The following is a 19380-nucleotide window of genomic DNA, read 5'->3' on the forward strand; positions in this document are numbered from 1 at the left end:
GCGAGGACCCACCGTCGAGTGAAGCGGGTTCGAAGACGGTCGATCGCGCCCCTTCCGGAACGAAACCGATGATAGAGACAACACCGTCCGTCGTCGTCGCCGTTGGGACCGGCGTCGTCCTCGCCACAGTCATCGGCTACTGGGTGCTGTCCCGGCGGCACGGCCGCGGCCGCAGTCGCGAGTCGACGGCCGAATCGTCGTCCGACGGCGACGCCGACGGCAGCTCGAGTGGCCTTCCGTTTCCCGAACGAGCCGAGACGAGCGAGGACAGGACAATCGACCCGAGGATACTGCTTCCGGTAGACGGCGACGACGACCACGTGCTTCGACTTGTGACCGTCGCGTGCGCGCTCAGACACCGATACGGGAACGAGCCGCTTACCCTCCTGTCGACCGGTAGTGAGGGAGGCAGCGACGAGGGCGAACGCGACCGACCGTCGATTACCGATCGGATCGCCGAGCGCGGGATCGCGGCGCACACTGCAATCAGAACCGAATCGGTCGAGACCGGCGACCTCACCGCGGAGATCGTGCGAGCCCCACCGGAGCTAAACACCGATCTGCTGGTGACCAAGTGGGACCTCGGGGCTAACGAAGCGACGGGCGGTGAGACGGCCAACGAGGTCGTTGCCAAAACACCGATGCCGATCTACCTGTTCCGACTCGCTCGCCAGCCGTCGGAGCTCACCCGACTCCGGCTGGTGATCCCCCAACACGTCGACCACCACGGGGGGTTCTACGAGGCCGTCTACAACCTCAAGCAGCTGTCGGCGCGGCTCGAGCTTCCGGTCACGGTGTACGTCTTCGAACGGAACGTCGATCACTACCGGACGCTCTTCGATCTCGTCGAGATCGACGTCCGCGCCGAGTTCCGGTCGGTCGGTTCGTGGGACGAGCTGGAATCGACCCTCGAAACGCGCGCCGATTCTGCGGACCTGCTCGTGACGCTCGCGGTTCGGGAAGACGAGATCGGCTGGGATCCGGAGCTTCGGGCGGTCGCCAATCGGTTCGAAAGGGTCCCGCCGCGATCGGTCGGACTGTGTTTCCTCCGGGCGGACGAGCCGGAGTACGAGGATCGGTTCCTGCGAACGAGCTGACAACGACGAAGTGGGTGTCGCCCCGACATGGGATCGAACGGTAGAAAAGTCGGGGTCGACTCGAGCGCGTATGGAGGTTCTCGGTCGGCTGCTGGCAATGCTCGCGGTGTTGCTGGTCGGGACCGGGCTTCGGTCCTCGGGCGCGTTGAACGCCGCCAGAACCGCACGACTCAACACGACGGCCTACTACGTCGCTCTCCCGGCGCTGGTGTTCGTCGCGACCTACGACCAGTCGATCGGCGACCTGCTCTCGGTGGAGCTGTTCGTGGGATCGCTCGTCGTGCTCTTCGCGACGGGAGCCATCGCCTGGGTCACCTACCGGAACCGACTCTCGACCGACCGACAGAGCGTCGCGATCATTCAGTCGTACCACTCGAACCTCGGCTACCTCGGGGTCCCGCTCGTCGCCGCGACGTTCGACGCGCAGGTCACCGCTATCGCGAGCGTGATTTTGGGATTCGTCACCCTCGTCCAGCTTCCGCTGACGATCGTCGTGCTCAGCGCGTTCGGGGCAGCCGAGGCTGCGATCGGCCGGGAGCTCCGAAACCTCGCGACGAACCCCGTGTTGCTCGCGCTGGTCGCCGGCCTCGCGGTGGGTTCGGTCGGCGTGACGTTTCCCGGAGGTGTCGTCGTCGGCCTCGACGCACTCGGATCGCTCGCGCTCCCGCTGGCGCTACTGTGCGTCGGCGCCGCCCTGCAGATCGACGCCGACGCCGTCGACCTCGAGGCCGTCGGCTCGGTCGTCGCGCTGAAGCTGTGCTGTATGCCGCTGCTCGCGTGGGCGGTGTTCTCGCTGCTCGCCGTCGACGGCGCCACCTTCACCGCGGGCGTCGTGATGCTCGGGATGCCGACCGCCGTGTCGACGTACGTCTACGCGAACGAACTCGGCGGCGACGCCGAGTTCGCCTCGCTGAACGTCTTCGCGACAACGGTCGCCTCCGTGGCCAGCCTGTTCGTGCTCATCACGCTGGTTGGCTAGTGTGGGCGCTCGAGTCCGCTTGCTTCCGCTCGAGGTGGGACGGGGCCTCACGCCGGCTCTCGCTCAGAGAGGGTCCGGCACCTCTCCTTCCTCGGCCAGGGTCGGGCTCGAGAGGACGACGTTGACCACCGCCCCGAGGAGGATCAGGATCCCGGCGAAGTAGAGCCAGGTGACGAAGAGGATGACCGCGCCGACCGCGCCGTAAGCCGCGTACTGGGCGGCGTTGGCGGCGTAGATCTGGAACCCGACCTGCAGGATCGTCCAGCCGATGGCGGCGACGACGGTTCCGGGCAGGATCTCCCGAACTGTAACCGAGATCGGCGGCAGAACGTAGTAGATCGGCAGGAAGACCAGAAACAGGCCCGCAAGCAGCGTGATCCAGCTCGCGAGACCCGCCAGTGGGATCACGTCGGCGGCGATCCCCAGCATCGCCCCGATAACGAGCATCAGTACGATCGCCCCGGTCCCGGCCAGGATCACGGTAAACCCGTCTCGCACCTCGTCGAGGAACGTGCTCTCCTCGACCTCGTCGTAAACCATGTCGAACGCTCGGCTGAGCCCGCGAAACACCTTGAGCGCACCCCAGGAGGCGATCGCGAGCGCGACGATCGTCGCCTGGCTGCGCCCCGACTCCGTCGCCAGCGCCTCCGCGACCAGGTCCTCGCCGGCTGGCGGGAGGAAGTCCCCTGTAACCAGCACCAGCCGCTCGGCGGCGTCCTCGCCGCCGAACAACGAGCCGACGACCAGGGCGAGCAGAACCATCGGGATCAACGAGACGAACGCGTAGTAGGCGAAGCCGGCCGCGAGAAACGTGATCTCTCGGTCCTGTGCGGTGCGGTAGATCGAGAGCAAGATCCTCGAGAGCCGCGTCGTATTCATGTATCCGTCTTTTGAACGGGAGCGCCAAGAGTGTAGGACCTGCTGTGGGCATCAAAACGGGCGGGAGTCCACGACAGAGGGCGTGGAAGTGGTTACCACTCGTGACAGAAGTTGTGCGTCGCGAACACCTGGCCGTCGTCGGCGACGTAGACGCCGACGCCGCCGCGGTCCCAGCCGTAGGGGACGTTCTCCTCGAGGATCGCCTCGCGGTGGTCAGTGGAGTTCATCCACTGGTTGACCAGGCCCTCGGCGAGTCCCTCCGCGGTCTGGTGTTCGACGGTGCCGTCGTCGCCCGACTGTTCGACCGGTCTGTCGACCCAGGTCATCGCGATGTTCTCGCCGTACCCCTGGCAGTAGTCCTCGACGTCGCTGAACCGGTCGTAGGGCTGGTCGCCGTCGGGGTTCGTATGCGAGAAGTACTCCCGCTCGGCCATATCCCCGCTGTGGGCTCGCGAGACTGAGGCGACGGTGCCGTCCCACTCGATCGACTCGAGGTCGTGTTCGGCCCGCCGGTCGTTGACCTCGGCGTGGACGAAGTCCTCGACGTCGTCGGAGACGACGGTCTCGACGTCGGTCTCGTAGCTCGATTCGTTCGGGTCGTTCGGGTCCGTCGTTTCGGGATCACGTTCGTCCGTCGGCGGCGGCTCCGAACTCGGCGAGGGCTGCGTTCCAACCTCGATCTCGTCGACGTCGTCGAACTGTTCGAGGTCGTCGACGAGCGCCGGCCCGTACGCGGCGCCGGCCAGCACGATCGCACCGAGCAGCGCCGCGACGACGGCGAACCTGACCAGTCCGCGCAGCAGCCCTCGGTCGGTCTCTCCTTGCTCCGCGGTCGGACTCGCGGAGCGGCGGTTTCCCATCGTTCCACTTCAAGTGGTAGGGAACCAAGAGCTTCGCGGTTGCACATACCCTGTAGGTGGTACCTACTCCGAGCCGAACAGCGTCTCGTGGAAGGCGATCACGAGCCCCGGCACGACCGCCATGAAGAGGTGTTCCTCGAGCGGGATGCCGGCGACGTCGATCCCGGTCCGAAGCTTGATGTCGAAGACGCCGACGGCGAGGGTGTAGCGATCCCAGACGTAGGCGATCGGGTACAGCGCGAGGATCGTCGCGCCCGCCCGCCGGAGTGCGTTCGCGCGACGGAGCAGGAGGAACGCAATCGCGCCCCAGAACAGCTCGGTCGCGAGATACGTGTATCGGCCGAAGACGCTGATATCGGGTGCCATGGGCCGAGTACGGAGGGTGGGTCAAAGAATGGTGGCCATGATCCCAGCCGGCAGCACCGTGCAGTACGTTAAATACGCCGGCGTGAGTAGGACGACCTGAACGATGAATATCGCTGATATCGCGACGAAGGAGTTTATCGAAGTCGACGTTGGCACGCGGATGGGTAAGGTCCGTTCGACGTTCGAGGACGGCAACCCGAAGGGGATCATCGTCACTAACGACGGGGAGTACGAGGGCGTCCTCAGCGAGCGCGAGGTCCTCCAGTCTCACGTCGAGGACGACGCGAAGGTCGCGGCACTGATCAAACCGAGCCGAAACTCGCCGGCACCGAAGATCGACCGCCAGGAAGACGTCCGGGAGACCGCCCGGATGCTCATCGAGAGCAACTCGAAGGTCGCACCCGTCTTCGAGAACGAGGAGCTGTGGGGCGTCATTACCGACGACGCGATCCTGGAGGCGGTCCTCGAGAACCTCGACGCGCTCACCGTCGACGACATCTACACCTCCGACCCCGTAACGCTCCAGGAGAAAGACGGCATCGGCAAGGCGATCAACCACCTGCGGGAACACAGCGTCTCGCGGCTGCCGATCCTGAACGAGAACGGCTTCCTGACGGGCGTCGTCACGACCCACGACATCGCCGACTTCGTCATCCGGGAGAACAACAAGACGACGGTCGGCGACCGCGTCGGCGACACCGACCGGATGCTCGACGTTCCGATCTACGACATCATGAACAGTCCCGTCCGGACGACCTCCCTCGACAAAACCGCGAAGGAGGCCGTCGAGACCATGCTCGACGACGACTACGCGGGCCTGATGGTCACCCCGGAGGACGACGACCGCGTCGTCATCGGTGTCATCACTAAGACCGACGTGCTGCGGGCGCTCACCTTCACCGAGGAGGAGCACATGGACGTCCAGATCACCAACATCTCGATGCTCGATACGATCACCCGCGAGGGGATCACCGAGAGCATCCAGGACGTCGCCGACAAGTACGCCGACATGCAGGTGATGCACGCCCACGTCCGGTTCTCCGAGCACAAGGAGAAGCTCCGGGGGACTCCCCTGGTGCAGTGTCAGATCCGCCTGCGGACCAACAAGGGGCAGGTCGCCGGCACCGGCGAGGGGTACGGCGCCGAGAACGGCTTCCGCGTCGCGCTCGATAAGCTCGAGCGGAACGTCCTCGAGCTGAAGGGCGTTACCAACGACGAGGAGTACCGCGGCCAGCTGCTGCGGAAGCTCAACGAGCTGTAGGAACTGATTTCGACGCACCGTTTCCGATCACGCGTCTAACGATACACTCACCATCGGCAAGCGGAATGTCGCGGTGCAAGCGACGAGCGTTCCGGTAGTTGGCAGTACAGTTTTGTCATTCGGTTCCGGCGCCGACTCCGAGTTAGCCGGTTCGTTACGTAGAGGGCGCAAACTGAACGTCGGAGGGTGGTAAAGAAACCTGTAATTCACGGTTCTCAACCGCCTCAGACGCCACACAGTAGAGCTAGGGCTCGGTTTCGTGGCGCTCCCCGCAGTTACATCGGGAATGTGCATCGGCGAACTCGACGGCGTACGAATGAACTTCTTCAGCTAGCTCGTGCATCCCAACTGCCAGATCTCGACCGGGTCGATCGATATCGTAATAGATCCGGGCACGATGTTCCGATCGGAACGCATCGATCCGGGCAGGCACACCCGTATCGGAGAACACCCCGCGACTCTCGATGTCCGCGAACACTTGCTCGTGCTTTCGGAAATCGGACGATTCAACTGCAGTCTGATCCACCAAGTAGAACTGGAACGACCGTTCGATCGCGTTGAACGACAGTTCGACGATACTGACGTAGTTGTTCGTCCCGCTGCGTAACTGACGGCACGTCCCGAGCATCGCACACGCTTTCCCCAGCTGTACGTCAGCATCCGTTTGCTGCCACGACAGCGAGTCTTGAACGAGGCCTGTCTCTTCGTCGGCTAACAACGATTCGACGTGCTCGACAGCGTCAACGACGTCTTCAAGTCCCATCCGCAAGCACCTCCCGTTTCACCGCGTCGAGAACCGGGGTGTCGTGAAGTGTGATCCCTTCTACGAGTACGTCACGGATTCGGTCGTGTGTTACTGCTGAGTCACGTGTCTCGACCACAATGTGTGGTTCGAATCGATCTCCATCGAACCGTTCCGACGTGATCTCTTCCTCGATGTCGTGAGCCGCTCGTTGCGCCGCCATTCGGCCATCGTCGACGACAACGAATACGTCGATATCGCTCGCTCGGTCGGCATCGCCGCGAGCGACACTCCCGAACACCACGATCGCTGCACGATCACCGATACGGTCTACAAGCCGATTCCGAACAGTTCGCACTGGGTCGTGGAACTCGGATTGCGGAATCGTGGTAATCGGATCATCACTGTGAACGAATCTATCCGGGTTGATCCGTACGCCATTTGACCTGCCGTCGCGATCAACGTGAATAATACCGAGGGCTTCAAGCGAGAGAACGGCGGCGTTCACGTTCGACATTCCTCTTCCCGTCAGTCGGTGGAGTTCACGGTTCGAGAAGGTCATATCCGGATTATCGGCGAGTACGTGGAGGATGTCAGTCGCCGCGCGATGTCGAAACGCCTCGCGCTCACCGAGCGGAATCGGAAGACGAACGTATGATCCCTCACATCCATCCGGTGACTGAACCTCTTCACGGTTCATGAACTGCAGTACGGTTCGATCTCTGGTAAGTGTTCCGTTCACGAGCATACTACTGGTACGCTCTTCGAGCCGGTACTCGGTCGATGATACTGTGCGTAACGCAAGTTTCACGACGAACTCGACCAGTGAAACCGTGCTACTGCGCTGTTCCGTCGGTGACCGACAATCTTTTTCGATGACACGAACGACTGATCGTATGTCAACCAAACGACGTTCGCTGATGATTCCGAGTCTCGTCTACCTCGGTGCTGCGGTGCTGGTCGGAATCCCGGCGATGGCGGCTTCGATGACGGTGCTGAGTTTCGTCGTCGGCCGCGTCCTCGAGCTCGCCGGCATTCACCAGCTCCCTCCGGTCGGCGGCCTGCTGTTAGTCGTGGCGTCGATAGCGATCGGACTCCAGATTGCTGTCGAGATCGCCGCCGTCCAGCTGGGCGGCCTCGAGGCGCTCGAGCGGGGGTCGCCCCGCGTCGCGCTCGTTCGGTACGCGCTGTTCACGGCGTTTGCGTTCGCCGCGCTTGCAGCCGCGACGTGGGCGGGGCTGTCGGCAGCGCTGGGCGGATTCGGCTGGGGTGTCGTCGCGCTCGGGCTCCTGGTCGGGGGTGCCGGAGTCGTCGTCCTCTACAGGGGTTCGCGCGTCCTCGTGGCTGGATTCCGTCGCAGTCGTGCCTGACGCTGACTGAGGGGGTTCGCGGTCCCGGACCGATATCTCCTCGAGCGGCGGGCCGAGACCGGACACGGGAGCGCTCGCCGGCCCCCGGAGCGTTCAACGAAATCCGTCGCCGTCCCCGCCCTCGAGGCCCGTCTCCGTGATTCGGAACTGGACCGAATCGCCGACGGCCTTCGAGCGATGTTTCTCGAGGGTCGCCCGGCGGTTGCCACCGCGAAAGCGCTCGATCCGGAGCACGGTGCCCGTCCAGTGCTCCAAGGTGTTGCCCCCGAGCGGGCGGGTTCGATCGCTGTCGGGATCGGAGAAGACCTGATTCGTGAGTACGACCGCCAGGTCGTGTTTGCGCGCCAGCGAGAGCAGGTGAGTGATCTGGCGGGCGACCCCACGAAGCGCCTCGCCGTCGTCGCCTTCGCCGGTTCGCTCGAGGCGGTAGAAGCCGGTCGCGCTGTCCAGGACGATCAGCGAGGCGCGGTCGGCGAACTCCTCGGCGTCCCGGACGGCCTCCTCCTGTTGTTCGAAGTCGAGCGCCTCCTCGACGACAATCCGGGAGGCGACGCGTTCGACGTCCTCGGCTTCGTCGACCCTCGCGGAGAGCAACTGCTCGAAGCGGTCGATCGAGAGCCCCTCGGTGTCGATGTAAACGGCCGTCTCGCCCGCGACAGCGGTCTCGACCGCGGCCGACAGCGCGAGGTTCGTCTTGCCGGCGGCCGGCGGTCCGTACAGCTGCGTGACGGTCCCGCGCTCGAACCCGTTGCCCAGCAGCTCGTCGATCGGCCCACAACCGGTCGGAATCGGCTCGTCGTTCACGGGCGATATTGCTCGCCACCGCGCAAAAACCTCCTGAAATCCGCCCCGGTCGGCGGTGGTTCGCGTACGTTTATTCGAATCGGCCTCCAAGGGAGAGCGTGATCGTCGTCGCCACGTCAGACTTCGAGGTGTACCACGGCGTCGTCAACGAGCTGCGCGAGCGCGGCGCCGCGTTCACGACCGTCGAACCCGACGAGCCGCTGCCGGAGGGAACGACCGTCGTCGTCACCGGCGCCGACTACGCCGAGACGTTCCCGAACGTGAAGACGGTCGTCGCAGACCCGGACGCACCTCGTCGGGCGGTCGACCAGGCGTTGACGACCGCCCGCGGCGAGGGCGGTCGAACGATCGTCGGCGTCGACCCCGGACGGAAACCCGGCATCGCCGTGCTGGCGGGCGAGATGGTCGTCGCCGCGTTCCAGGTTCCCCTCTCCGACGCCGTCGACGCCATTCAGCGGGAGGTCGCCGAGGCCGCCTCACCCGTCGTTCGGATCGGCGACGGCGCTCGGCTCCAGAGTTCGACGCTGATCAACGACCTCGAGGACGTCCGCGTCGAACTCGTCGACGAGACGGGAACCACACCCTACCTCGGTACCGGCGCGCGCGGAATGGGCGACGTGCTCGCGGCCGTGAACATCGCCCGTCTCGAGGGTGAGCCGGTCGAGCGCCGCGAGATCGAACCGACCGCGGGCGAGCTGCAGATGATCAAGGATCGGGCCCGCGAGCATAGCGAGACGAACCGAGCGATCGACGAGGTGTTGGCCCGGCGAGTTGCTGCGGGCGAACTGACGATCGAAGAGGCACTGATCCAACATCGGGACGACGAGACGACCGACGACCCCGACTCCTGAGCCGGCGTTCAGCCCGAAGCCGCGGGCAAACGGACTCGAACCAGTGATCATTTTCCCTCGCTACTAGATACTCAAGTTATACTGTAATTTCAAAATTCCACAAAGGACATATAGTTGGAAAATATGAAAGTCTGTATGGGTGAATGGAATAGACGATCGGTGATGGTCTCGAGTGCAGCGCTCGCAACCGGAACCGCCCTCGCAGCAGTCGGAACGAGTAGCGCGAACGAATCCCCCGACGCCCCCGTAACCCCCGACCAATCCGAACCGAAGGGCTGGTCCTCACACGGTGGGACGATCGGAAACTGTCGACACGTCCCCTCGAGCGACGGGATCGGACGACCCGACGCGATCGCCTGGCAGTACGAACATAGCGGTCCGGCTTCGGTCGTCGAGGGTGCCGTCTTCCTGCAGACCGACGGTGAGATCCACTCGCTGGACGCCGCGGACGGCAGCCTCCGATGGACGGCCGACGCGATCGAGGCGTCCGGAACCCCGGCGATCGCCGACGACAACGTCTACATCGCGGGCGAAGGGGTCGCGTCGCTCGAGGCCGAAACCGGCGAGGTTCGCTGGAGCGAGGGGTTCGACGACGCCGAGTCGGTCTCCTCGCCCGTCGTCGCCTTCGAAACGGTTTACGTGAGCGTCGAGGGAACTCTTCGCGCGTACGACACAGCAGACGGATCGCTCCGCTGGGAGCACGAAACAGTCGACGTCGAGACCGAGGCCGTCGAGGGTGCCTACGGATTTCACTCGAGGAACGGAACGGTGGCCGTCGCCGACGGAACGGTCTGGGCGCTGCTCGATAAGCGACGAAGTGAGTCCGGCGCGAGTGCGGACGGGCTCGCGGCGCTCGATCCGACGACGGGCGAGGTCCTGTGGACGGATCAGCTGGAATCGGGCCGTACCGCGAGCGGGCTGGCGGCCACCGAAGACGCCCTGTTCGTCGAAACCCCCACCGAGGAGGGAGTCGACGTCTTCGACGTCGGCTCACGAGAGGTCGTCGAGACCGTCAGCGACGCCTTCGACAGCGCGGCCGTCGGCGACACGGCGGTCACTCACGGCCGATACACGCTCTCGAGCACCGGTGCAGAGGCGCCGTGGAACGATCGGGAGACCCACGCCTACGGCAAGCCGACGATCGTCGGCGACCTCGTGGTCGTCGCCCACAGCCGTCGCGGGCGGTCCTCGCCCGACGAACTCGTCGGCTTCGATCTCGAGGACGGGAGCGAGCGCTGGACGTTCGCGTTCGACGAGGCCCACTGGAGCGACGGGTTCCCAATCGACGCCGTCGTCGACGGGGAAACGATCTACGTCGACAGAGACGGGAAGTTTACTGCCGTTCGGTCGTCGTAGTCGCTCGCGACTCTGAGCCGAGAGTGGTCTCACAGCGACGAAAGGGACGTACTTCTATCCCGTGCCGTCGTAGGTGACTGTATGTACGGAGCCGCGCCCGATCGCACCGCCGAACTCGCACTGTTGCTCGAGGTCGCGGGGACGCCCAAACCGGGCAACGTCGATCGCCACCGCGACCTCGAGGACCTGCGGTTCGAACACTTCCTCGCGGGAGCCGTCGGCGCCCGCGACGGGCTCGAACTGGCCGCCAACGGCGCAGCTGTCGGTCCCGCCTTCGAGCGGGCCGTCGAGGGAATGGCCGTCCAGGAGGGGGGCAACACCCAGTTCGGCGCACTGCTATTGCTCGTCCCGCTCGTGCGGGCGGCCCGCGATGACCTCTCCCAGCCCGTCGTCGAGGGCGTCCTCGAGGGGACGACCGTCGCCGACGCGGCCGCGTTCTACCGGTCGTTCGAACACGTCGACGTCTTCGTCGCCGACCCGCCCGAGGGGATGGCCCCGCTCGACGTTCGACGCGGCGCGGCGGCGATTCCGACCCTCGAGGAGCGCGGGCTCACGCTGCTGGACGTGATGGACCGTAGCGTTCCCGGCGACGACGTCGCCCGCGAGTGGGTCACCGGGTTCGAACGCTCCTTCGCGGCAGCCGAACGGCTTGCCGCGGCCGAGGGATCGATCCTCGAGCGAACCGCCGCGGTCTTTCTCTCCCTGCTCGCGGAGCGACCCGACACGCTCGTCGCGAACCGCAGCGGCGAGGCCGTCGCGGCCGAGGTGACCGAGCGAGCGGCTGCCCTGGTCGAGCGCAACGCGCTCGAGACCGATCGCGAGACGGTCGAGGCGTTCGCTGACGAACTCGTCGACAGCGGGATCAACCCGGGGACGACGGCCGATCTGACCGCCGCCGGACTGTTCATCGCCCTCGAGCACGAAACGGTGACACTGTGACCGAGCACTCGGACCGAGTCGCGAATGCGAGTACGAACGCAAGCGTCGATCCCGACACCGTCGAGTGGCCCGTCTCGCTTGCAGGCGTCACGGAGTCGATCGTGACGACACTCGGGCCGAACGACCGGTGGAACGCGGCTCCGCTCGGGCTGTTCGCCGGCGACGGCGACGAGAACGACGATCCCGTCACCGCGAAAACGTGGGGGAACACCCGCACGCGACGGAACTTCCACCGACAGGGCGAGGGGTACGTCCAGTTCACCGTCGACCCCGTCGCGTTCGCCGACGCCGCGCTCTCGATCAGCGAGTTCGACGAGCCGATCCTCGAGTCGGCCAACGCCTGGGTACGCGTCGCGGTCGAGCAGGTCGACTCGGGAACCGAAGGGGAAACCGAGTGGGAGGAGTGGACGCTTCGGCCCCTCGAAGCCAACGTCGTCGCGGAGACGGTGCCGACGATCGATCGCGGGTTCGGCGCCGTGATCGAGGCGACCGTCGCCGCCTCACGTCTGGGCGTGCCGGCGTACGACCAGGACGCGCTCCGAGAGCGACTGGAGTACTACGCCTCGGTCGTCGATCGCGCCGGGAGCGAGCGAGAACGCGAGGCGCTCGAGCGCGTGCGCGACCACGCCGAGTGGTGACGACGCCTCCGAGTGTCATCCCTCGCGACACACCCGCCGTGTCGCCGAAGAACGAATGGCTTTAGGGCGCGCTCGGGAAACCCATCTGTATGGCAATCAAACCGGCCTACGTCAAGAAGACCGGGAACCTCCTGCTGGAGCGGTACCCGGAGGCGTTCACGACCGACTTCGAACAGAACAAAGACAGCGTCACGAAGCTGACGAACGTCGAGTCCAAGGGCGTTCGCAACCGCATCGCCGGCTACGTCACGCGAAAGAAAGGCGCCGAAGTCCCGGCATAACTCGAGTTCTTCCCCGGAAAATCCGAAACCGAGAGTCGATAGCGTCGCGTCGGCCGGTCGAAGAGATAGGGCCGATTCGGTGATCGGTTCAGTGGCCGTGGTCGTCGCCGTAGCCCGAGTCCATGTAGGCCGCGGCGACGAACGCGACGATCCCGAAGAAGAGCCCGAACAGGAGGCCGACCATTCCGGTGACGATCGAGAGCTCTCCGGCGAGCGGGAGACTCATCTCCTGATATCCCATCACGCCGAGGACGATTCCGAGCACTACGGCGAGCACTGCGACGACCGTCGCGCCGATGCTGAACCGGGTCTCGAACAGGCCGCCGATGCCGGCCGTCGAGTTCGTCACTGTGACCACCTCGAGCGGAGGATGTGAGACGCTGCCGTTGCGGTACCTGGGTCGCGTCGGCGTTGGTAGTACTGCATCAGTCGATATGACCGACTCCGTTTTCTTAATCTCTTCTATACGGCCGTCTACGAGCCGACAGCCTCCGACGGACGGCAGCAGTCGCGGAAATCCAAACCGTTTTGCGGATACGACCCCGAGAGTCGGGAAAATGGCAGTACGAGTTGGCGTACTCGGCGCGACCGGAGCCGTCGGACAGCGATTGATTCAACTTCTCGATCCCCATCCTGACTTCGAGATCGCCGCCCTCACGGCGAGCGACTCGAGTGCCGGGAAGAGCTATCGGCAGGCCGCAAAGTGGCGCGTCGAGGGTCCCATCCCCGACGACGTCGCCGAGACGACCGTCTCGGCGACCGATCCCGACGAGGTGCCCGACGACGTCGACCTGCTGTTCTCGTCGCTCCCCTCGAGCGTCGGGAGCGAGGTCGAGCCCGCGTTCTGCGAGGCGGGGTACGTCATGTCCTCGAACTCTTCGAACGCGCGGATGGCCGACGACGTTCCGCTCGTGATCCCGGAGGTCAACGCCGACCACCTCGACCTGCTCGAGGTCCAGCGCGACGAACGTGGCTGGGACGGCGCAATGGTCAAAAATCCCAACTGCTCGACGATCACCTTCGTCCCCACCCTCGCGGCGCTCGCCGACTACGGCCTCGAGAAGGTCCACGTCGCGACTCTGCAGGCCGTCTCCGGTGCGGGGTACGACGGCGTCTCCTCGATGGAGATCATCGACAACGCGATCCCCTATATCGGCAGCGAGGAGGACAAACTCGAGACCGAGTCCCGCAAGCTGCTCGGCGAGTTCGACGGCGCCGAACTCAGCCACGACGGCGTCGAGGTCGCCGCCTCCTGTAACCGCATTCCGACGATCGACGGCCACCTCGAGAACGTCTGGGTCGAAACGGACGAGGACCTCTCACCCGAGGACGCGGCCGACGCAATGGCTTCGTATCCCTCGCTCGAGCTTCGCTCCTCGCCCGACCAACTCATCCACGTCTTCGACGAGCCCGACCGCCCACAACCCCGCCTCGACCGTTCGCTTGGCGACGGGATGGCCGTCGCCGCGGGCGGGCTCCGCGAGTCGTCGTTCGGCCTGCAGTACAACTGCCTCGCGCACAACACGATCCGCGGCGCCGCGGGCGCGAGTGTATTGAACGGCGAACTGCTGCTCGAGAACGGTTACCTGTAGTCGCAGTCGTCAATCGACGTTCCCGTTTCACCCTGTGGCCGCTATTCGTATCCGTCGTGCCGAACTCTCGCCGGCGACTGTCCGGTATCAAAACTCCGACGAGATCCCCACCACAGTTTGGCGCGGGGCAAAAATAGGGCCGACCCCAACGACGGACGATGCTTCTCGCCATCTCCGATCCGGAGTCGTTGACCGCTCCGTCGGCCGAAGCCGCCGACGAGACGAGTGCGACGTTCGACCTCCTCGCGAACCGGCGCCGGCGTCTCGTCCTCCGGCGCCTCGCGGAATCCGACGCGCCGGTTTCGGTAGACGACCTCGTAGATCACGTGGTACTTGCGGAGGACGGCTCCGAAAGCAGGTCGGTCGCCAGCGTCGGCGACGCAGTTATCGGAACGCGTCGCCGCGTTCGGCTCTCGCTTCACCACGTTCACCTTCCGAAACTGGCCGAGGCCAACGTGGTCGACGTCGACTCGGGTTCGCACGCCGTCTCTCTCGGTGAAAACGGATCCGGGCTTCTGGGTCGGCTGACCCGAATCGACGAGTAGGCGCCGTCGACGGTCAGGGTTCCGTCTGTGGGAGGGCAACGACCGGGACGGACGCCTCCTTGACCAGCCGTCTCGCCACGTTGCCCGTGAGAAACTCCGCGAGCCGGTTGCCCTCTCGAGCGTTGAACACGACGGCGTCGGCTTGCTCCTCGCGGGCAGCCTCGAAAATCCGCTCGACGACGTCGGTTCCGTACAGTACCTCCGTCTCGACCGCGGCGGGGGATTCGTCGAGGACGCCCCTGATCCGCTCGAAGATGTCGCCGGCGTGATCCTTGCGCTGTTCCATCGGTGCCTTGTCGATCCCGCCACCCGATTTCTCGATGACGTTGACGGCGATCACTGTGCTCGACGGCTCGAGGTGCCCCTGCAGCGCCCGAGCGGTCCGTTCGCCGTCGTCCGGATCCGCCGCGGGGACGATCACGGTCCCGTCGAACGTCAGCGTCATCTTTCTGTCCTCCGTTTCGGTCGACCCGTGGTGAATCGAATCGGCCGCGCCGGTCGAACGAGCGTGCTCAATGCCATACTCGACGGTCGGTGTCCGCGAGTCAAAAAGGTATAGTCGGAACTCGCGAGCCTCGACCGTGATCGGCGCCCGCTTAGGGAACGACCTGGTTCCGGAGTTCGTCGTCGCCGTCGTCGAACCGGCGAACGTTCTCCGCGACGATATCGGCCAGCCGATCGTAGTACTGGGGCGTCTGCCCGGCGTTGTGGGGCGTGATCTGGACGTTCCCGACGTTCCACAACGGGTGGTCCTCCGGCAGCGGCTCCGGGTCGGTGACGTCGAGGGAGGCACCACGGATCCAGCTCGAACGCAGCGCCTCGAGCAAGGCATCGGTGTCGATCACCGGTCCTCGGGCGACGTTGACGATCACGGCCCCGGGATCGAGCGTGATCATGACCTCGCGGTCGATCAACCCCCGCGTGAGGTCGGTGAGCGGACAGGCGAGCACGAGGTAGTCGGTCCGGGCGAGCGCGTCCTCGAACGGCTCGTCGTCGAAACCGACGACCTCGTCGGTGGGGCCACCCTTCTCCGGGCTGTAGCGGACGCCGATCGTCTCGACGTCGAACGGCTCGAGGCGCTCGGCGGTCGCCCGTCCGATCGCGCCCAGGCCGACGATGGTGACCGTCGACCCCTGGAGCTCGTGGGCCTGGTAGTGGCGCCACTCCCGACGGCGTTGCCTGCGCTCGGCGACGTGGAACCGGCGGGTGAAGTGCAAGATCGCACCGAGGACGTGTTCGCCCATGTTCGGCCCGTGGACGCCCGAGGCGTTGGTCACCCTGACGCCGCGTTCTCGGAGTCGGTCGAGTGGCAGATGGCCGGTCCCCGCGTAGGCGCAGGCGAACACCTCGAGGTTCGAGGCGGCCTCGAGCAACTCCTCCTCGAGGGTCATCCCGGTGACGAAGCGGGCGTCCTCGATCAGCTCGCGCTCGGCGGTCGGCGTGCGGGCGAGTTCGACGGTTCGGTCGGGAAGCCGATCCCGGAGCGTCTCGGCGTACCGTTCGATCGGCGTTCCGTGAGTTCCCTTACGAAGGACGAGCAGATCCGTCTCGTCGGTAGCGGGCATATCCGGTGCCTCGAGCGGTGTCCCCAAAAGCGTTCAGTTCGCGGGGAGTACCGCCGCCGGTGATCGATCCGAACTTCAGACAGTTTAATACGGCCCGTCCAGTCCCAACGAAGTATGGAACGCGTTGACGTCGCGATCGTCGGCGGCGGCCCCGCAGGCGCCTGTGCGGCGGAGCGAGCTGCCGCACACGGCGCCGAGACGGTGCTGTTCGAACAGGGTGTCCCGCGGGAGGACCGTGACGAACTCGGCCCGGACTCGACCGACGCGGCCGGTATGCTCGACTACTGGATCGACATCATGGACTTCGACTATCGGGAGATTCCCGACGACGTCATCCACCAGGAACTCGAGGCCACCGAATTCGTCGGGCCGTCGAACCGGCTCGAACTGACAACGACGGGGATGGAGGCCGACTACCCGAGGTTCGGCTACACCTTCCACCGTGCCCGGATGGACGACTGGCTCCACGAACGCGCCGCGAACGCCGGCGCCGACCTCCGGGTCGGAACCGGTGTCAAATCCCTCGAGACCGATCTGCGCGCCTCGAGTCCGAAGGGGCCGACCCACACGTTGACCCTGTCGGACGGCGACCAACTCGAGGCACAGTACGTCGTCCTCGCGGACGGCCCGCAGCGCCGGATTACCCTCGACGCGCTGGATCAGTTTACCCCGCCCGGGCGGAGCGTCTCGGACCACCTCTCGCCGCCGGAGGCGAACCACATCGCCTACCAGGAGTACCGGGAGTTTCCCCCCGAACTGTTCGAGGAGGATCGACTCAAGTTCTGGTGGGGGTACATGCCGGGCGAGACCGCCTATCCGTGGGTGTTCCCAAACGACGGTACCGTCGCCCGAGTCGGCCTGACGATGCCGATCGGGATGACCCTCGAGGACGTTTCTGATCCCGCTTCCTATGCGTTGCTGGAGCCGGCCGACGACCAGCTTCCGTCGGGAGCCGAGTACATCCGTCGACTGCTCGAACAGGAGTACGGCGACGAGTACGACATCGAGGAGGACATCCCGATCGTCGAGGATCGCGGAAAATCGAGGGGGACGGAGACGTACCCGATCTCCTCGACGCGACCGATCGACTCGCCGGTCGGCGCGAACATCGCCGTCGCCGGTGGCGCGATGGGCACCACGTCGGCGTTCCACGAGGGCGGCTACCACGTCGCCGTGCGGACGGGCAAGATCGCCGGACGTCTCGCCGCGACCGACTCGCTCGAGAACTACAACGAGGTCTGGAAACGTGCCATCGGCGACGAGATCATTCGTAACGTCGCCTTCGCCGACATCGTCGCCGAGTACGAGCCCGACGACTGGGACCAGGCGTTCGAAGTCATCAACGGGATGCAGGGCTCCGGCACGGATACGGCGATCCTCGAGCAGACCTACTCCGCCGGTATCGGCGCGACGAGGCTGCTCGCGGCCTACAAGAAACGCAAGTTCTCCTACCGCGACGGACGGTACGTCCAGCTCTCCGAGGACGAGTACTTCTACTGAGCGGCGATCGACTCCTCGTGTCGGTCCCGGCGACGAGCGACCGATGATCGGTCCGCTGCACTCGAGGACGGAACCGTCCGTACGGGCTGCCGTTCCCGGTTTCCGATCCAACCGCGTTCCGTTCGTGACTGTCCAGGAACTGTCCTCCAGCAGCCGTATCAGGTGTCGAGACCGACGGTAACGAGGGAGCGACCCGCGCCAGTTCCTCTCAGCGGGCCAGTCGTCGATGCCCGTCGACAGCAATGGCGTCCCGTTCTCCGGCGGCCACGTGGTCGCCTCAGGAAACCTCGCGGGCGACCTCTACGCGAACGTGATGGCCGAGGGGACCGGGCGCACCCTCGCCACCCGTCTCTACGAGTACACCGACGACCCCGGGATGCAGGACATGCTCTCGTATCTCATCGCGCGCGACACGATGCACCAGAACCAGTGGCTCGCCGCCCTCGAGTCGCTCGAGGACCCGGTTCCAGTTCCGGCGAGTTTCCCGCAGGAAGAGGAAAACCAGGAGGTCAACTACTCGTTCATGTCGACCAGGCGGGACCCACAGTCGGATCCGGAAGCACCGTGGACGCAGGGGGCTGTCCCGGATAGCAAGGGCGAGTTCTCCTACCTCGCCGAACAGCCGGGCGACGGATCCGGAATCCCGCCGGAACCGGATCCGAGTACGTACAACATTCCAGAGGAGGAAGACGGGTAACCGCTCTCGATACACCTGTCTCAAAACCGAGCTATCCAGCGCCTGCCAGCAGGAGTCGCAAACAAGACTTAAACGCTCCAGCGACCTAGCAGAAATACGTGCCTTTAGTCCCCGTCCGAGCGAACCCATTCGGGTGCGATGACAGTACGGCGAACCCGGGCACGTAACATCTCGACCGTGACGGATTCCCGTCACGTCTGGGGACCGAGTCCCCCGCCCGGCACGAGGGTTAGCCAGCCGACGCGGCACGCCGCCACGGAATGACGCTGGACGTTAGTGTTCCGGGCGACAACTCAGTTTTCTCGAGCGACTGCGCCGACCAGTGCCGATCGCCGAGCGCACTCGAGATCGATCGAAACGGTTCGGATCGGACTCGTCGTGTTCGGCGATCGCGTCACTCCGAGTCACCGTCGTCACTCGCTCGGAGTCGGTGATCCTTCCGTTAGCGGTTCCGCGTAGAGGACCGAATCGAGGGGTTCCTCGTCGGGAACCGGTCCGTCGTCGAGCGTGCGCACCCGCCTAATCTCATCGCGCATCGACTCGAACGTCGCCGTGCTCGTAACGTCCCCGCTTCGGCGATCGTACTCGAGGAGTCCGTGTTCGGTGAGTCGGGGGAGGTGATGGTGTATCAGCGATGTCCTCACACGATGGCGCTCCGCTTCGCTTACCGCGTCCGGCGGACACTCCTGTTCCCAGGCGGTAATTTGACGGCTCAACTGCTCAATCGACGTGTGCTGGTTTTGCAAAAAGTAACAGGCGGTGTACCGACATCGGGAGCGCGACAACAGTTCAAAAACGGAGGCAACGTCGTGGTTCGGTGAGTTCGACATATGTACGACTATCTCACCACTCTCGCATAAGAACGGGTCCAAACATGTTTGATGATCTGATGGGTGTTGAATACTTGCTATGCTCTACAGAGAGGTTTCTGTCGCGTAGGGGTATAAATACGGAAAGCCCACACAGCGATTGCTGTGCGGGCTTAGTGGGTATGAGTATGAGTGGTGGCGGCGAATCGGATTTCCCAGAGGGTCTCCCACTCCAGTACTCCCCGAAAC

General features: G+C 65.0%; 23 protein-coding genes and 1 pseudogene. 14 read left to right on the forward strand and 10 right to left on the reverse strand.

From position 1 onward, the window contains the following. The first annotated feature begins 68 nt into the window (after positions 1–68). Positions 69–1097: a universal stress protein gene (locus tag C491_RS20200; RefSeq protein WP_005559754.1), complete on the forward strand. Its 1029-nt coding sequence runs from the start codon at positions 69–71 to the stop codon at positions 1095–1097. A 70-nt stretch (positions 1098–1167) separates the two neighbouring features. Then, positions 1168–2076, forward strand: coding sequence for an AEC family transporter (locus C491_RS20205; RefSeq protein ID WP_005559755.1), 909 nt, complete (start codon positions 1168–1170; stop codon positions 2074–2076). 63 nt (positions 2077–2139) lie between these two features. Here the strand turns inward: C491_RS20205 and C491_RS20210 are convergent, their stop codons facing one another. The 3 genes from C491_RS20210 to C491_RS20220 form a co-directional block, all read right to left on the reverse strand. After that, positions 2140–2955: a YihY/virulence factor BrkB family protein gene (locus C491_RS20210; RefSeq protein ID WP_005559756.1), complete on the reverse strand. Its 816-nt coding sequence runs from the start codon at positions 2953–2955 to the stop codon at positions 2140–2142. Between the two features lie 92 nt (positions 2956–3047). Further along, positions 3048–3815: a CAP domain-containing protein gene (locus C491_RS20215; protein WP_005559757.1), complete on the reverse strand. Its 768-nt coding sequence runs from the start codon at positions 3813–3815 to the stop codon at positions 3048–3050. A 63-nt stretch (positions 3816–3878) separates the two neighbouring features. Beyond that, positions 3879–4181, reverse strand: a complete 303-nt coding sequence (locus C491_RS20220; RefSeq protein ID WP_005559758.1) for a lycopene cyclase domain-containing protein — start codon at positions 4179–4181, stop codon at positions 3879–3881. A 103-nt stretch (positions 4182–4284) separates the two neighbouring features. Between C491_RS20220 and C491_RS20225 the strand changes: the two genes are divergently transcribed. Beyond that, complete coding sequence (locus tag C491_RS20225) at positions 4285–5442, forward strand: CBS domain-containing protein (RefSeq protein WP_005559759.1); 1158 nt, start codon at positions 4285–4287, stop codon at positions 5440–5442. A 244-nt stretch (positions 5443–5686) separates the two neighbouring features. On the opposite strand, the gene C491_RS20230 is transcribed toward C491_RS20225, so the two are convergent. Then, positions 5687–6205, reverse strand: a complete 519-nt coding sequence (locus tag C491_RS20230) for a hypothetical protein (protein WP_005559760.1) — start codon at positions 6203–6205, stop codon at positions 5687–5689. After that, entirely contained in the window at positions 6195–6884 is a 690-nt protein-coding gene (locus tag C491_RS22200) for a nucleotidyltransferase domain-containing protein (RefSeq protein ID WP_005559761.1), read from the reverse strand. Before C491_RS22200 ends, C491_RS20230 begins: the two co-directional genes overlap by 11 nt. Before the next feature lie 196 nt (positions 6885–7080). Here C491_RS22200 and C491_RS20240 point away from each other — a divergent pair, with 196 nt between their 5' ends. Further along, complete coding sequence (locus C491_RS20240; protein WP_005559762.1) at positions 7081–7554, forward strand: hypothetical protein; 474 nt, start codon at positions 7081–7083, stop codon at positions 7552–7554. 93 nt (positions 7555–7647) lie between these two features. On the opposite strand, the gene radB is transcribed toward C491_RS20240, so the two are convergent. Next, entirely contained in the window at positions 7648–8358 is a 711-nt protein-coding gene (radB, locus tag C491_RS20245; protein ID WP_005559764.1) for a DNA repair and recombination protein RadB, read from the reverse strand. A gap of 98 nt (positions 8359–8456) precedes the next feature. Between radB and C491_RS20250 the strand changes: the two genes are divergently transcribed. From C491_RS20250 to C491_RS20270, 5 genes are all read left to right on the forward strand, one after another. Continuing rightward, positions 8457–9209: a hypothetical protein gene (locus tag C491_RS20250; RefSeq protein ID WP_005559766.1), complete on the forward strand. Its 753-nt coding sequence runs from the start codon at positions 8457–8459 to the stop codon at positions 9207–9209. A 162-nt stretch (positions 9210–9371) separates the two neighbouring features. Beyond that, positions 9372–10565 (forward strand): PQQ-binding-like beta-propeller repeat protein, encoded by a 1194-nt coding sequence (locus C491_RS20255; protein WP_005559768.1) that lies wholly within the window; start codon positions 9372–9374, stop codon positions 10563–10565. A gap of 81 nt (positions 10566–10646) precedes the next feature. Further along, a complete protein-coding gene (locus C491_RS20260) occupies positions 10647–11504 on the forward strand; it encodes a triphosphoribosyl-dephospho-CoA synthase (RefSeq protein WP_005559770.1) in 858 nt (285 codons plus the stop codon). Then, positions 11501–12142, forward strand: a complete 642-nt coding sequence (locus C491_RS20265; protein ID WP_005559772.1) for a DUF447 domain-containing protein — start codon at positions 11501–11503, stop codon at positions 12140–12142. Before C491_RS20260 ends, C491_RS20265 begins: the two co-directional genes overlap by 4 nt. Before the next feature lie 89 nt (positions 12143–12231). Then, a complete protein-coding gene (locus tag C491_RS20270; protein WP_005559773.1) occupies positions 12232–12423 on the forward strand; it encodes a 30S ribosomal protein S17e in 192 nt (63 codons plus the stop codon). 88 nt (positions 12424–12511) lie between these two features. Here C491_RS20270 and C491_RS20275 read toward each other — a convergent pair whose 3' ends face one another. Continuing rightward, positions 12512–12772, reverse strand: a complete 261-nt coding sequence (locus tag C491_RS20275) for a hypothetical protein (RefSeq protein WP_005559774.1) — start codon at positions 12770–12772, stop codon at positions 12512–12514. 208 nt (positions 12773–12980) lie between these two features. Between C491_RS20275 and asd the strand changes: the two genes are divergently transcribed. Both asd and C491_RS20285 read left to right on the forward strand, forming a co-directional pair. Then, a complete protein-coding gene (gene asd / locus C491_RS20280) occupies positions 12981–14015 on the forward strand; it encodes an aspartate-semialdehyde dehydrogenase (protein WP_005559775.1) in 1035 nt (344 codons plus the stop codon). A gap of 158 nt (positions 14016–14173) precedes the next feature. After that, a complete protein-coding gene (locus tag C491_RS20285) occupies positions 14174–14560 on the forward strand; it encodes a DUF7344 domain-containing protein (RefSeq protein WP_005559776.1) in 387 nt (128 codons plus the stop codon). 13 nt (positions 14561–14573) lie between these two features. Here C491_RS20285 and C491_RS20290 read toward each other — a convergent pair whose 3' ends face one another. Together C491_RS20290 and C491_RS20295 are read right to left on the reverse strand one after the other, a co-directional pair. Next, positions 14574–15005, reverse strand: a complete 432-nt coding sequence (locus C491_RS20290; protein ID WP_005559778.1) for a universal stress protein — start codon at positions 15003–15005, stop codon at positions 14574–14576. Positions 15006–15156: 151 nt separating this feature from the next. Further along, entirely contained in the window at positions 15157–16125 is a 969-nt protein-coding gene (locus C491_RS20295; protein ID WP_005559781.1) for a D-2-hydroxyacid dehydrogenase, read from the reverse strand. Between the two features lie 114 nt (positions 16126–16239). Between C491_RS20295 and C491_RS20300 the strand changes: the two genes are divergently transcribed. Continuing rightward, positions 16240–17625, forward strand: a complete 1386-nt coding sequence (locus C491_RS20300; RefSeq protein WP_005559783.1) for an NAD(P)/FAD-dependent oxidoreductase — start codon at positions 16240–16242, stop codon at positions 17623–17625. A 184-nt stretch (positions 17626–17809) separates the two neighbouring features. Further along, positions 17810–18322: pseudogene (locus C491_RS20305) on the forward strand (manganese catalase family protein); the annotation flags it as partial. Between the two features lie 413 nt (positions 18323–18735). Here the strand turns inward: C491_RS20305 and C491_RS24435 are convergent. Next, complete coding sequence (locus tag C491_RS24435) at positions 18736–19152, reverse strand: DUF7344 domain-containing protein (protein WP_449289273.1); 417 nt, start codon at positions 19150–19152, stop codon at positions 18736–18738. Between the two features lie 44 nt (positions 19153–19196). On the opposite strand from C491_RS24435, the gene C491_RS23585 reads away from it, so the two are divergent. Next, the coding region (locus tag C491_RS23585) for a hypothetical protein (RefSeq protein WP_206537581.1) at positions 19197–19380 on the forward strand (184 nt) is incomplete at its 3' end.

Source organism: Natronococcus amylolyticus DSM 10524, from assembly GCF_000337675.1.
In the GTDB taxonomy this organism is placed as follows: domain Archaea; phylum Halobacteriota; class Halobacteria; order Halobacteriales; family Natrialbaceae; genus Natronococcus; species Natronococcus amylolyticus.

Coding starts and splice junctions, on each gene's coding strand:
- C491_RS20200 (WP_005559754.1), top strand. CDS start 69: ATGATAGAGACAACACCGTCCGTCGTCGTCGCCGTTGGGACCGGCGTC.
- C491_RS20205 (WP_005559755.1), top strand. CDS start 1,168: ATGGAGGTTCTCGGTCGGCTGCTGGCAATGCTCGCGGTGTTGCTGGTC.
- C491_RS20210 (WP_005559756.1), bottom strand. CDS start 2,955: ATGAATACGACGCGGCTCTCGAGGATCTTGCTCTCGATCTACCGCACC.
- C491_RS20215 (WP_005559757.1), bottom strand. CDS start 3,815: ATGGGAAACCGCCGCTCCGCGAGTCCGACCGCGGAGCAAGGAGAGACC.
- C491_RS20220 (WP_005559758.1), bottom strand. CDS start 4,181: ATGGCACCCGATATCAGCGTCTTCGGCCGATACACGTATCTCGCGACC.
- C491_RS20225 (WP_005559759.1), top strand. CDS start 4,285: ATGAATATCGCTGATATCGCGACGAAGGAGTTTATCGAAGTCGACGTT.
- C491_RS20230 (WP_005559760.1), bottom strand. CDS start 6,205: ATGGGACTTGAAGACGTCGTTGACGCTGTCGAGCACGTCGAATCGTTG.
- C491_RS22200 (WP_005559761.1), bottom strand. CDS start 6,884: ATGAACCGTGAAGAGGTTCAGTCACCGGATGGATGTGAGGGATCATAC.
- C491_RS20240 (WP_005559762.1), top strand. CDS start 7,081: ATGTCAACCAAACGACGTTCGCTGATGATTCCGAGTCTCGTCTACCTC.
- C491_RS20255 (WP_005559768.1), top strand. CDS start 9,372: ATGGTCTCGAGTGCAGCGCTCGCAACCGGAACCGCCCTCGCAGCAGTC.
- C491_RS20260 (WP_005559770.1), top strand. CDS start 10,647: ATGTACGGAGCCGCGCCCGATCGCACCGCCGAACTCGCACTGTTGCTC.
- C491_RS20270 (WP_005559773.1), top strand. CDS start 12,232: ATGGCAATCAAACCGGCCTACGTCAAGAAGACCGGGAACCTCCTGCTG.
- asd (WP_005559775.1), top strand. CDS start 12,981: ATGGCAGTACGAGTTGGCGTACTCGGCGCGACCGGAGCCGTCGGACAG.
- C491_RS20285 (WP_005559776.1), top strand. CDS start 14,174: ATGCTTCTCGCCATCTCCGATCCGGAGTCGTTGACCGCTCCGTCGGCC.
- C491_RS20290 (WP_005559778.1), bottom strand. CDS start 15,005: ATGACGCTGACGTTCGACGGGACCGTGATCGTCCCCGCGGCGGATCCG.
- C491_RS20295 (WP_005559781.1), bottom strand. CDS start 16,125: ATGCCCGCTACCGACGAGACGGATCTGCTCGTCCTTCGTAAGGGAACT.
- C491_RS20300 (WP_005559783.1), top strand. CDS start 16,240: ATGGAACGCGTTGACGTCGCGATCGTCGGCGGCGGCCCCGCAGGCGCC.
- C491_RS24435 (WP_449289273.1), bottom strand. CDS start 19,152: ATGTCGAACTCACCGAACCACGACGTTGCCTCCGTTTTTGAACTGTTG.